We start from the raw sequence: 12,466 nt of genomic DNA on the forward strand, positions 1-12,466 counted from the left end.
TTAACCTTTACAAATTGATCAAATTATGACCTGCATCATGTTTACAAACTAAATTTTATATCCTTTTGTTTGATAATCTTCCCTCTTTTGAGCAGTATAAGCTTTTTCCCAGCCAATTGCTTAATTCCCCGTATCACAGTTTCGACCCTTAATCCGGTCATATCTGCCAATTCCTGGCGGGTTACTTTTAATGCCTCACCTTCCTCCAGCTCTTCTGTCAGGTATTTTACGATGGTGAGCAGGCGATGTTCAGCTTTTTCATTAGCCAACTCTTCCAGCATCATCGACTTATAAAAAAGGCGTTTACTTAAAACCTGAATCAATTGCATGCTAAAATCAGCATTACTTTTAAGCAGTTCAAAGAAATCTGTTTTCCCAACCGGAATCAACTGCGAGGGTTTATTCGCAATGGTGTAAGCAAGGTAAGGTTTGCCGATCAGCAAAGCTGGTTCGCCAAAATACTCGCCAGCCTTAAAAATTCCCTGAATAAATTCTTTTCCTTCTTCGCTCACCGTAACCATCCTGATTTCACCTGCTTTAATAAAATAAACATGGTGCGGCAACATGCCAGGCTCATAAATGATTGCATCTTTTGCATAGGTTTTAACTGGAAAACCTTTATCTATAAGCTGCTGGATATCCATACTTAATGATCTGGATTTCGCATTAGCCCAAGGTTTCCTTCATCAGGCGGGTATAAAATGTTTTAAGTGATAAGCCCATTGCGGAAACTTGCTGAGGAATAAAACTGGTTGCAGTTTGCCCCGGAATGGTATTGATTTCTATGAAATAAAATTTACCGGTTTCATGCTCTAAAAAGTAATCAATCCTCACTACTCCCCTGCAGTTCAGTTTTTTATAAACATCGGTTACCACTTGCTGAACCCGTTTCAATTCTTCATCATTCATGCGTCCAGGTGTAATTTCTTCGGTAGCACCGGGTGTATACTTCGCTTCAAAATCAAAAAACTCGTTTGCCGGGATTACCTCCGTTGCAGGCAGTACATTGATCTTTCCTTCAGCACCAAAAACGCCGACAGAGAATTCTCTTCCACTCACAAATTCTTCGATTAAAATCTGAGTATCTTCTTTAAAAGCTTTCTCCAACGCGGTTTCCAGATCATCAGCATGCTTTACTTTGCTCATTCCAATACTGCTTCCACCACTGTTGGGTTTAACAAAATATGGAAGTTTTAAATCCTGTTTAATCTGGGCTACATTATAATTCCCGCCTTTAAAAATCTGAACAGATTTGGCTACGTTTAGATTATCAATGCCATCTACTATTGCTTTGGTATAACCTTTATTCATGGTTATTGAAGAGGTTAAAGCATCGCAGGTTGTATATGGAATACCAATCATATCAAAGTATCCCTGTAACTTACCATCCTCTCCAGGCGAACCGTGAATGACAATAAACACACCATCAAATTTAATTTTTCGCCCTTCAATATTTAGGGAAAAATCATTCTTATCAACTTCAATTTTAACAGAATCTGCAGGTTCATAAAACCAGCCTTTATCATTCAGCATGATTTTATAAACATCATACAAATCGGAATCAATGTTCTGGGCAATGGTTGCCGCGCTTTTCACTGAAACTACCCATTCTCCTGTGGTTCCGCCTGTTAACAAAGCAATTGTTTTTTTCATTTCGAAAATCCTTAATTATTAGAATTGAAGTTTAAATATATCCTCAAAAATATAAATATCTTTGCGCAATTATTAATTTTAATGGATACAAATATTAAATGTGATAACGTTTGTGTATTGAACATTGAACGGATTAAAAATTCAATAATTAAAATAGTTACATTTGATTTTGTACCCCTAAACCCAGAATTTAAGATTCATGTCTAAATTTATAGATTATTTAAAAACCAAATCCTTCAGAAACAACATTTTAGCAGCAGTACTCACGGTTATTGGCTTGTTACTTGTTGCTTTTTTCAGCTTAAGATACTATACCAAACATGGTCAGGGTTTAAATGTACCGCAGGTTAAGGGACTGTCTTTTGAGCAAGCCGTTCAAAAGCTGGAAGATGCGGGCTTGAAATACGAAGTTGACTCTGTATTTATTTTAGATCAGCCGGCAGGGATTGTAATAGACCAGGATCCTGACCCAAATACATTTGTTAAAGACAACAGAACTGTTTATTTAACCATCAATGCCGGGAAAACACCCAATACTAAATTCCCTGATATTGCTTTCAAAACTTTAAGAGAAGCTCAGGCCATTATAGAAAGCTCGAGGCTTAAATTGGGAGATACCACTTACAAGCCAGATGTAAGCCGTGATGTGGTATTAGAGGCTTCCTTTGGCGGGCAACCGATAAAAGCAGGAGATATCATCCCGGTAGGTTCGAGAATCAGTTTAGTTTTAGGTGATGGCAGAGGAAATGAAGAAGTTGATGTTCCGCAATTAGTTGGCCTGACTATTGATGAGGCAAGATTCAGTTTAAAAGGTTCAATGTTATCACTGGGAAATATTGCTTACGATGGTCAGATTACCGATTCAGCCAATGCCATTATTATTACCCAAGATCCGATGCCTACAGATTCCCTTACCAAAGTAACCATTGGCACAAAGATTAACATCACTCTCTCTAACAAACAACAATAAAAAACTTCTCTTTATAAAAATGACCGAAATAGAAAAAAAAAGCATGAGTACCGGAAAAAAAGCCGCAATAGGTATTATTATCGTACTCGTTTTAATTGGTAGTTATTTTGCCTTAAATCTTTATAAAACCTACTTCTCTCCCAACATTACTGATAATCAAAAATATTTATTCATCAGAACAGGCAGTGACTATAATACGCTTGTAAAAGAGCTGGAACAAAAAGATATTGTTAAAAGTATCTCTTCTTTCGAGACTGCTGCCGAAAAAATGAATTTAAAAGCGAACCTTAAACCAGGGAGATACAAATTACTAAAAGGAATGACTAACCGTACGTTGATTAACCTGATCAAAGCAGGTAATCAGGATCCGGTAAAACTAAAGTTTCAAAACATTCGCAAAAAAGAAAACTTTGCTGCCTATTTAGCAAATAACCTTGAAGCCGATTCATTAAAGTTTATCAGCCTTCTTGATTCTACTTCTTTAATCGGTAAATATGGATTTAACCAGGAAAATATCTATGCTATGTTTGTTCCGAATACCTATGAAATGTACTGGAACGTTAAGCCTATTGATTTCTTTGAACGCATGCATGGGGAATACGATAAATTCTGGAACAGCTCCCGTAAGCAAAAAGCAGCCAGCTTAAACCTCACACCTGTTCAGGTTTCAATTTTGGCTTCTATTGTAGATGCAGAAGCGCTTTATGATAAAGAAATGCCCATTATTGCAGGCTTGTACCTGAACAGATTAAACAAGGGCATTTTACTACAGGCAGATCCAACCGTAATTTACGCCAACAACGATTTTACTGTAAAACGTGTAACAGGAAGACTCTTACAAGTGCAATCTCCATACAACACCTACAAATATGTTGGTTTGCCTCCCGGACCTATCATGATGCCCAGCATTAATGCTATTGATGCTGTGCTGAACAAAGACAATAACAATTACATTTATATGTGTGCTAAGGAAGACTTTTCAGGTTATCATAATTTCGCAGCCACCAAGGCTGAACATGAAATTAATGCTAAAAAATACCGTGAGGCACTAAACAAAAGAAACATCTTTAAATAATGTTTATACAAGAAACAAAGGTTAAAGTGCGTTATGCTGAAACCGACCAAATGGGGGTAGTTTATCACGGAAACTATGCTGAGTACTACGAAATTGCGCGTACCGAATGTTTTGAAGCCTGTTCTGGAATTACTTACGCTTCAATGGAGGAAGATGGCGTAATGTTGCCTATATTAGAGTTACAATCGAAATACTTAAAACCGGCTTTTTACAATCAGGTATTGACGATAAAATCTATTGTAAAGCAGTTACCATCAGTGCGTTTACATGTAGAATATGAAATTTACAATGAGGCTGAAGAACTGATTAACATCGGGAAAACAACCTTAGTTTTTGTAGATAAACAAACCAGAAAACCCTGCCATCCGCCAAAAAATTTTATGGATGGTGTAAGTAAATATTTTGTATAACTTTCATGGAATGGTTACACAGGCAATTATTAAATTTTAAGTTCTATTCTAAATTTATAGAATGGACTAAGGTATGTGTATTGCCTGGCTTTAGTCCTTTACCATTGTATACTGTTGCCACCTTCTTTTTCAAGGAAATTGGAAAAGATGAATTGGTGAATAAATCATCTTCTCTGGCTTATAGCTTTATGCTGGCCATTTTCCCGGGCATTATATTTTTATTTACATTGATCCCTTTTATTCCAATTAAAGGTTTCCAGGATCAATTGCTTAATTTAATTCAACTGGTGCTTCCTCACAATGCCTTCGATGCTTTTGAGACGACTTTAAAAGACATTGTTAAAAACCAGAACCGGGGGCTATTATCCTTCGGATTTTTATCGGCCTTGTTTTTTGCCACCAACGGCGTAAAAAATTTAATGAAGGCTTTTAACAAATCCTCATTGATAATCGAAACCCGCAGCTGGTTAAAGCAACGTTTAATTGCACTGGTTTTAACCATGGTAATTTGTTTCTCGATTATCATTTGCATTTGTGCCATGGCGCTGGGAGAAGTATTACTAATCAACCTCAGAGATCTGGTTTATATTAAAGACAGTTGGGCAGTTTATGTTATTAAGTTAACCCGGTGGTCTTTACTGGCCGTTTTGTATTTCATTACCATATCTATTTTATACCGCTACGGCCCCTCACACACTAAAAAGTGGAAATTATTCAGTGCAGGCTCCTGGCTGGCTACCATATTGGCTTTCATTACCATTTGGGGCTTCTCTTACTACATCAATCACTTTGCCCGTTACAATAAAGTATACGGTTCAATCGGGACCTTAATTGTGGTCATGATCTGGCTTTACCTCAATTCGCTCATTTTATTGATCGGTTTTGAACTCAACGCAAGTGTTGACGTAAGTAAAAGAAGCGTTAAAATCATCCGCCCTACCTTTAATTTATTCAAAAAATCTGCTCCAATAGAAGAAAACATCAGGAAGAAATAATTTTTTCTCCCTCATTGTTAATACATTATCAATTTTATATAAAAAAATACACTTCATAGTTTGCAGATTAAGCGGGAGTTTGTACTTTTGCCTCCGGAAAGTTGGCAGAGTGGTCGAATGCGGCAGTCTTGAAAACTGTTGACTGTAACAGGTCCGGGGGTTCGAATCCCTCACTTTCCGCTCACAAAATTAAGCCCGACATTAGTCGGGTTTTTTGTTTTTTAGACTTTTCACAAAAGCACAGCCTGAATGGAAAATCTTAACACAAAAATTAGCTTTCCGAATGTTTCGATTTATAGTTAGAAGGGGCATCAACCAATAGAAAAATATTGTTATGAATTTCCTCCCTCCTGTACAACGAAAATACTTACCAACAATGGGCTGTCCGATTTCGAGCAAGCCTGTTTTTTTAATCCAATTGGTTACAGCCATCAACTCTGTGTTAACCGAAGTTATTTAATATATTTATTAATGACTTTCACGAAGACGTATCAAACAATCGGACTTACAATTATACTTTTATCTCTATATGGATGTGGCTACAGAAAAATTTATTGGGATAAAAAAACATTTTTTCTTAGTTGTAAAGCGACTGAAAAAAAATGGAAATCACTAAAATTTAACGGAATTAAGTACAAGTATTGCTTTTCAGCAAAAGAATACATCGATACAAATTCCGACGGTACTCATAATTTTGAAGGTATAGTTTTACTTAATATAAATAAGAAAACAACAGATAGTATAATAGCTTTCGAAGTTTGTAGCTTAATTAGCAAGAAGATAAAACTGAGAAAGTTTAGTGTTTTTCGAACTTGTGAAGCCAGAAAAATTTATATGTCATCGACCGGTCCAAAAAATGAAAGCGAAAGAAAATATCTAATGGAAAATTACTTTGGAACATATGTGGCACCTAAGAATTAACTGTATTTCCAATAATTAACTAATAGGTTGGTGCCCGACTTGCAGGAAAAGATTCAGTTTATATAAAAGCTGGACAATTGTTGGTTAGGGATATCAAGGAGTAGAAAAATAAAATAAATGCACTGTAACCATGAATAAAGCAAATGCCTGGAATCTTGTGCCACTAGATGATTACGAGCTTCACATGCAACATAATGAAGTAGCTCAATCGCAACTATTGAACAAACTAACCAGTAAATACCTACAAAAACATCGCCCCGAGCATCTTTTGTTTTTAGGTATAAGTGGCGGCAATGGGTTAGAACATATCGATCTAAATAAAGTTAAAACAGTTTATGGAATAGATATAAACCAATCTTATCTTGACATGACCAAAAAAAGATTTGGAGAAAAAATCAAACAACTGGCACTTGTAAATGCTGATATTTCTACTTCGAATGAATCTTTCTTAAAAGCGGACTTTGTTTGGGCAGCATTAATATTCGAGTACATCGACATTCAAAGAGGCTTTGAATTTATTGCCAATAACATAGCTCAATCCGTTAAATTGATTATCACCATACAATCTAATAATGGAAATCAATCTGTTAGTCAAACCGGAGTTAAATCAATTCAATCTGTAAAGGAGATTTTTAAAGTTGTGAACAAAGATAGTTTGCTTAGATACGCATCTAACACAGGTTTTGAGTTGCTAAAGTTAGAGGAAAATATACTCCCGCATGGCAAATCCTTTCTTACCTATGAATTTGAAAGGAAGTAATCTAATTCATTTCTTTGCTTATAATCAAACTCCCTTAAAACAAGAAAAGGCTGCCCCATTCAGAGCAACCTTCCCGTATTTTTTAGCTAAAAATTGTTTAACTGAGATGACACCATAACCAGACAGCTAAACTTGCCTGGACAATTAAAACATACCCTTTATTCTACCGTAACCGATTTGGCCAGATTTCTTGGCTGATCTACATTACAACCTCTCATTACTGCAATATGATAAGATAAGAGCTGCAAAGGTATGGTAGCCAGTAAAGGTAGAAATGCTTCGTCTGTATCTGGAATCTCGATTGAATAATCAACCATGTTTTTCACCTTTTGATCGCCTGCTGTTACAATGGCAATCACAATTCCTTTTCTGGCTTTTACTTCCTGAATGTTACTGATTACCTTTTCATAAGAGGAATTATTGGTTGCAATAAAAACCACAGGCATTTGTTCATCAATCAAGGCAATTGGTCCGTGCTTCATTTCTGCCGCAGGATACCCTTCAGCATGGATATAAGAAATCTCCTTCAGTTTCAGCGCACCTTCTAAAGCAACAGGAAAACCACTTCCCCTTCCTAGAAATAAACAGTTACTGGCATCTTTAATCTCAGCAGAGATGTATTTTACCAAATCGTTTGAGGCCAGCGCTGTTTGCACCTTATCCGGAATAGTTTCCAGTTCAGTTAATAATTCACGCATTTTAACATCGCTGATGGTTCCCCTTTGCTGAGCCATATAGAAAGCCATCAAAGTTAAAACAGTTACCTGTGCGGTAAAAGCTTTGGTAGAGGCCACCCCTATTTCTGGTCCTGCATGTGTGTATACGCCTGCATCGGTAAGTCTGGGAATGGAAGCCCCAGCCACATTACATATTCCAAAAATAGTGGCGCCTTTCTCTTTAGCCATTTCTATGGCAGCCATGGTATCGGCAGTTTCTCCAGATTGGGATATAGCAATAACTACATCTTTTTCCGTGATAATGGGGTTTCTGTATCTAAATTCAGAAGCGTACTCCACTTCTACAGGGATCCGGGCATATTCCTCAATCAGGTACTCACCTACTAAGCCTGCATGCCATGAAGTTCCGCAAGCCACAATGATGATGCGATCTATATTCTTTAACTTGTCGGCAAAGGCTTTAATACCGCCAAGCTGAACAAGACCCTGCGCTGGATAGATACGTCCTCTCATGCAGTCTAAAATCGATCTCGGCTGCTCAAATATTTCTTTCAGCATAAAATGATCAAATCCGCCTTTCTCCAGCATTTCCAGTTTCATGTTCAATTCCTGGATTTGTGGTGTCTGAACTACGTTATCCAGCCGCTTAATGAAGAGTTCTTCTTTAGTGAGTACTGCGATTTCATTGTCGTTAAGATAAATCACATTTTTGGTATACTCAATAATCGGAGTTGCATCTGAAGCCACAAAGTATTCACCATTTCCGACACCAATAACCAATGGGCTTCCTTTTCTGGCCACAATCAGCCGATCCGGATTGGCCTTATCCATAATTACAATAGCATATGCACCAACAACTTCATTTAAGGCCAGACGAACAGATTCCAACAGATCAGTTTCCTCCATCAACTGAATTTCTTCAATTAAATGGATCAACACCTCTGTATCGGTATCACTCTTAAAAGTGTGTCCCCGTTCTATCAGTTCTTCTTTAAGTGTGGCGTAATTTTCAATAATTCCATTATGGATAATAGATAGATTACCGTTGTTTGATGTATGTGGATGCGAATTCCGGTCTGAAGGCTGACCATGGGTTGCCCATCGCGTATGCCCCATTCCAATGTTGCCGGTACAATCCAAAGCTTTTGTATAATCTTCCAGAACAGATACTTTTCCGGCCTTCTTGTATATATTTTGTTTATCGCCATTCATTATGGCAATACCTGCACTATCATAACCCCGATATTCCAATCGTTTTAAACCTTTTAAAACAATTGGCCAGGCTTCTCTAAAGCCTATATAGCCGACAATTCCACACATATTTTTAAGTTATTTAAGATGATTTTTTTCAATTGGCCGCCTAAAACGGCTCTATGTTCCTGTTCGATGAGCTTAACTTTTACAATCGATAAGCAGATTATTTTTTCCCAATCATATCCATAAAAATAGCCTTAATACCTTCCAGAAGCTCTTTTCGTTTGCTCGCTAAAACAAGCGGGAACCATTCATCTGTATGCAGTTCTACAATATGCTCATGCACAAGGTAATGTCTTCCCGACCGTACACGTCGCTTATTTCCTGGAATCGCAGCGCCTGAGAGCATTTTGATGATTATTTTAGTGATCATCCTGACATATTTAGGCGATTCCTCGTATTTACAATCAATGAATAGAATCCAAAGGCCATTCATAGCATTATACTGTATACTTGCTTTCATTTAGGTTACTTTGGGATTTGACATGAATAATTTCGGCCTACAGCGTAAAGCCCCAGGCTATTCTAAAGCCGATAAAGTTGTTGTTATGATCGCACTTATAAAACTTGCTGTTGCTTTCAAAGCGTACACCTGCATCGATGTAGTCTTTTTCATGCAGGTAAAAAATCATACCTACCTGAGGAGCATAAACAAATGCCGCATTTTTTCCTTCAACACACTTCGCTTTATTAAGCAAGAAAGAGAATCCAATTTCCGACTGCAGATAAAGATTACTTCTGTAGAAGTACTTCAAACCAGCCTTAAAAGGAACCAGATGTAAATCGTCTACTAAATGGGCATAGGTTGCGGTGGTAAAAATGTTATTAAAACCACCATTAACGGTAGCATACAGATCACCTTCGATAACGGGAAAATCGGCCTGGACTGATACCCCTAAAGTACCTTCATACTTAGAGGCCAGGTATCCGGTTGCCAAACCTGTTTCGATTCCGGCACTGTACCTTATTCCAGTGCCCTTAAAAACTTGTGATTGTGATCTTGCTGATTGATGAATGCATAAGGTAGTTACTAAAAGGATTAGGAGGTTAATGGTTTTCATAATATTAAAAATTAAGTTAGGGAGCAAAACATTCCAGGGGCATGAGGAAATCCGCATACCAGAGGTTTTTAATATTTTAAAAATAGAAGCTAAAAAGAGCCTGCAGCTGCTGCAAACGCTTTCAGCATCTTTATTCAGAATATTTTTTAATAAGGGTTAATAATTAATAAAAAAGACTTAAGACTTCTCAAAGCTGTTAGAGAATTCCTTTTTACTGTTTTTAGGTACAGTGTGGTGTGCTAAGGGAGGAGAATGTTGATCTTCAGTAGTATGACTTAAAATTTCATTGTATTTTTCGAGCAATCGGATGTATTTATTCATCCAGAAATAAACAGTATTGGCATCGTTCTTTACAGTATCATCGTAATGTGATTCAAAAGTGTCGCGCCTAACGTTATCATTCTTTAAAAAAGCATCAGGTAGTTCGACAGAAAAATCATGTCCAATAACTGTTCCTACTTTCCAGATAATTTCGGGATTTAAGCTTTTCTGATCAAACCAATTGTAAATAGTTCTTCTACTTACATTTAGTTTTCGAGACAATTCGCTAATGCCCATACGATCCCTGCGTACTACACGCTCGAGAACCTGTCCTACATTTAAACTCATGGTGGGTTAATTTAAATTCTTAAAAAACAATTTAAATCTGATAAACAATCTGGGACGATTAGCTTATCAGCAAGTTACTAAAAAAAAATAATTTCAAGAAATTTTCAGTTGGTAATACACTGTAAACTAATTAGCTACCAACAAATCCAGATCTTCATACTGTGAATTATTGCTAATATAATCAGGGATAATTTCTTTCATTTTCTTAACTACATTATAGTCGTTACCTTCCTGGTTAAGGGAAATCAGATCTTTAATAATCTGGTTTACATAAATGAAATTGTAGGTAACTTTTTGTGATATTTTAATTTTAGGATGATGGGTTTCCATCATCGCCTCTTCAGATAGTAAAAGTTCTTCATAAAGTTTTTCTCCTGGTCTTAATCCAGTAAATACCAAATCAATATCCTCATAGGGTATCAAGCCGGCAAGCTTGATCATGTTAATGGCTAAATCGACGATTTTAACAGGTTTTCCCATGTCAAATAAAAAAATCTCTCCACCCTGACCCATCGCGCCAGCCTCCATTACCAATTGTACTGCTTCCGGAATGGTCATAAAATACCGGGTAATATCCGGGTGGGTAACTGTTATTGGGCCACGTTTCTCTATCTGGCTTTTAAAACGTGGAATAACTGAACCATTTGAACCTAAAACATTTCCGAAACGGGTTGTAACAAAACGAGTGCGCAAGTGATGTCCTTCGTTTCCATTAACCTCTGCGGTATCCGGACAATTAAGTGACTGAATATAGATTTCAGCTAATCTTTTAGAAGCACCCATCACATTGGTAGGCTTAACAGCTTTATCAGTGGATATCATTACGAATTTTTCAACCCCAAATTCCAAAGAAATATCCGCCATATTCTTAGTACCCAACACATTGGTTAATATGGCTTCTGCTGGGTTATCTTCCATCATGGGTACATGCTTATATGCTGCCGCATGAAATACAATTTCAGGTTTATACCATTCGAAAAGGGTTCTTATGCGGTTTGCATTCTGAACATTTGCCATAAATATCTTAACATCTTTACTCTGCAAACTGTCGTCAAGCTCCAATTTAAGATCGTGGAGTGGTGTTTCTGCCTGATCGCAAAGTATGACAGATTTGGGACCGTATTGCAACACCTGCCGCACAATTTCAGACCCGATAGATCCTGCAGCCCCGGTAACCAGAATACATTTACCGTTGAGCTCTTGCAGAATATTTTTCTTATTCAATTTAATTGCTTCACGCTCCAAAAGGTCTTCAATTTTTAAATCTCTCAGCTGGTGCTGATCAAACTTTCCATAAAGCCACTTATTTGAAGGCGGCACCATTATCACTTTTATGCCTTCATTGATACAGGTATCAACTATTTTCTTCTTGTTAAGGGTATTAAGTGCATCTTCAGCAAAAAGAATTTTCTTAATACCATGTTTATTTTTCAAAAATGGTATTGCCGATGAATGAAATACCTTTTTTTGCTCCAGGTATTTATCTACCCGATCCTGATTATCGTCTACAAAACCGACGATACACAAGTTGTATTCTTCATTTTGTTCAATTGCTTTTTTGATCAGAATAGCTTTCTTCTCGGCACCATAAATCAGAATGTGTTCTTTATGTTCTGATTTAAGCTCTTTAAAAAAGTAAAACACGCCTTTAACAGAAATCCTCAACATAATGAGTAAAGAAGAGGAGATGAAAAAATTAAGTATTAAGGCTTTATCCATCTGGCTCCATAGCAGGGCATATCTTTGTGAAAGTATTTTATTCAGTCCGACAAACAACAGACTGGTAACAAAAACGGCCAGAAAAACGCGCAGCATATCTTCAGTATTCGAATATCTGATTATCCCGGTGTGAATTCTTAATGAAATAAATACTGCAGCTGCAATTGTTGCATATAAGCCTATATACAGGTAATTGTCCAGCTTAAAGATATCACTGTAATTAGCAGTATGGGTAAGTACAATGGATATTAACAATGTCCAAACCACAATAATCTGATCTATTAGCAAAATCAACCACCTGGAGTGTGCTTTGTCGGGGAATATGATCTTTTTCATAATGGGGAATAATTAAAAGGTAAAGT

General features: G+C 36.9%; 12 protein-coding genes and 1 tRNA gene. 6 read left to right on the forward strand and 7 right to left on the reverse strand.

Going from position 1 to position 12,466, the window contains the following annotated elements; translation table 11 throughout:
- Positions 1-41: 41 nt before the first annotated feature.
- Entirely contained in the window at positions 42-644 is a 603-nt protein-coding gene (locus ACQY77_RS02720) for a Crp/Fnr family transcriptional regulator (protein ID WP_421939522.1), read from the reverse strand.
- A gap of 22 nt (positions 645-666) precedes the next feature.
- Positions 667-1,653 carry a D-alanine--D-alanine ligase gene (locus ACQY77_RS02725; RefSeq protein ID WP_421939521.1) on the reverse strand — a complete coding sequence of 329 codons (987 nt, stop codon included), beginning with the start codon at positions 1,651-1,653 and terminating at the stop codon, positions 667-669.
- Positions 1,654-1,852: 199 nt separating this feature from the next.
- Between ACQY77_RS02725 and ACQY77_RS02730 the strand changes: the two genes are divergently transcribed.
- The 6 genes from ACQY77_RS02730 to ACQY77_RS02755 all read left to right on the forward strand — a co-directional run bounded on the left by ACQY77_RS02730 (position 1,853) and on the right by ACQY77_RS02755 (position 6,784).
- Entirely contained in the window at positions 1,853-2,623 is a 771-nt protein-coding gene (locus ACQY77_RS02730; protein ID WP_421939520.1) for a PASTA domain-containing protein, read from the forward strand.
- Between the two features lie 19 nt (positions 2,624-2,642).
- Complete coding sequence (gene mltG, locus ACQY77_RS02735; RefSeq protein WP_421939519.1) at positions 2,643-3,698, forward strand: endolytic transglycosylase MltG; 1,056 nt, start codon at positions 2,643-2,645, stop codon at positions 3,696-3,698.
- A complete protein-coding gene (locus tag ACQY77_RS02740) occupies positions 3,698-4,108 on the forward strand; it encodes an acyl-CoA thioesterase (RefSeq protein ID WP_090882357.1) in 411 nt (136 codons plus the stop codon). The genes mltG and ACQY77_RS02740 overlap by 1 nt, the downstream gene beginning before the upstream one ends.
- Positions 4,109-4,113: 5 nt before the next feature.
- Positions 4,114-5,103, forward strand: a complete 990-nt coding sequence (locus tag ACQY77_RS02745) for a YihY/virulence factor BrkB family protein (RefSeq protein ID WP_421939518.1) — start codon at positions 4,114-4,116, stop codon at positions 5,101-5,103.
- 95 nt (positions 5,104-5,198) lie between these two features.
- Positions 5,199-5,283: transfer RNA gene (locus tag ACQY77_RS02750), tRNA-Ser, on the forward strand.
- 871 nt (positions 5,284-6,154) lie between these two features.
- Positions 6,155-6,784 (forward strand): class I SAM-dependent methyltransferase, encoded by a 630-nt coding sequence (locus tag ACQY77_RS02755; RefSeq protein WP_421939517.1) that lies wholly within the window; start codon positions 6,155-6,157, stop codon positions 6,782-6,784.
- Positions 6,785-6,942: 158 nt separating this feature from the next.
- Here the strand turns inward: ACQY77_RS02755 and glmS are convergent, their stop codons facing one another.
- The 5 genes from glmS to ACQY77_RS02780 all read right to left on the reverse strand — a co-directional run bounded on the left by glmS (position 6,943) and on the right by ACQY77_RS02780 (position 12,440).
- Entirely contained in the window at positions 6,943-8,781 is a 1,839-nt protein-coding gene (gene glmS, locus ACQY77_RS02760; RefSeq protein WP_421939516.1) for a glutamine--fructose-6-phosphate transaminase (isomerizing), read from the reverse strand.
- Positions 8,782-8,878: 97 nt separating this feature from the next.
- Positions 8,879-9,178, reverse strand: a complete 300-nt coding sequence (locus ACQY77_RS02765; protein WP_421939515.1) for a hypothetical protein — start codon at positions 9,176-9,178, stop codon at positions 8,879-8,881.
- Positions 9,179-9,215: 37 nt separating this feature from the next.
- Positions 9,216-9,776, reverse strand: coding sequence for a hypothetical protein (locus ACQY77_RS02770; RefSeq protein WP_421939514.1), 561 nt, complete (start codon positions 9,774-9,776; stop codon positions 9,216-9,218).
- 177 nt (positions 9,777-9,953) lie between these two features.
- A complete protein-coding gene (locus ACQY77_RS02775) occupies positions 9,954-10,385 on the reverse strand; it encodes a helix-turn-helix domain-containing protein (RefSeq protein WP_421939513.1) in 432 nt (143 codons plus the stop codon).
- A gap of 126 nt (positions 10,386-10,511) precedes the next feature.
- A complete protein-coding gene (locus tag ACQY77_RS02780; RefSeq protein ID WP_421939512.1) occupies positions 10,512-12,440 on the reverse strand; it encodes a polysaccharide biosynthesis protein in 1,929 nt (642 codons plus the stop codon).
- Positions 12,441-12,466 lie beyond the last annotated feature (26 nt).

Origin of the sequence: Pedobacter sp., from assembly GCF_965279535.1 — a bacterium.
Taxonomy (GTDB): Bacteria; Bacteroidota; Bacteroidia; order Sphingobacteriales; family Sphingobacteriaceae; genus Pedobacter.

Bases quoted from the DNA above. Each gene is read 5' to 3' on its own strand.
- mltG (WP_421939519.1), top strand. From the start codon at position 2,643: ATGACCGAAATAGAAAAAAAAAGCATGAGTACCGGAAAAAAAGCCGCA.
- ACQY77_RS02775 (WP_421939513.1), bottom strand. From the start codon at position 10,385: ATGAGTTTAAATGTAGGACAGGTTCTCGAGCGTGTAGTACGCAGGGAT.
- ACQY77_RS02725 (WP_421939521.1), bottom strand. From the start codon at position 1,653: ATGAAAAAAACAATTGCTTTGTTAACAGGCGGAACCACAGGAGAATGG.
- ACQY77_RS02770 (WP_421939514.1), bottom strand. From the start codon at position 9,776: ATGAAAACCATTAACCTCCTAATCCTTTTAGTAACTACCTTATGCATT.
- ACQY77_RS02740 (WP_090882357.1), top strand. From the start codon at position 3,698: ATGTTTATACAAGAAACAAAGGTTAAAGTGCGTTATGCTGAAACCGAC.
- glmS (WP_421939516.1), bottom strand. From the start codon at position 8,781: ATGTGTGGAATTGTCGGCTATATAGGCTTTAGAGAAGCCTGGCCAATT.
- ACQY77_RS02745 (WP_421939518.1), top strand. From the start codon at position 4,114: ATGGAATGGTTACACAGGCAATTATTAAATTTTAAGTTCTATTCTAAA.
- ACQY77_RS02730 (WP_421939520.1), top strand. From the start codon at position 1,853: ATGTCTAAATTTATAGATTATTTAAAAACCAAATCCTTCAGAAACAAC.
- ACQY77_RS02780 (WP_421939512.1), bottom strand. From the start codon at position 12,440: ATGAAAAAGATCATATTCCCCGACAAAGCACACTCCAGGTGGTTGATT.
- ACQY77_RS02755 (WP_421939517.1), top strand. From the start codon at position 6,155: ATGAATAAAGCAAATGCCTGGAATCTTGTGCCACTAGATGATTACGAG.
- ACQY77_RS02720 (WP_421939522.1), bottom strand. From the start codon at position 644: ATGGATATCCAGCAGCTTATAGATAAAGGTTTTCCAGTTAAAACCTAT.
- ACQY77_RS02765 (WP_421939515.1), bottom strand. From the start codon at position 9,178: ATGAAAGCAAGTATACAGTATAATGCTATGAATGGCCTTTGGATTCTA.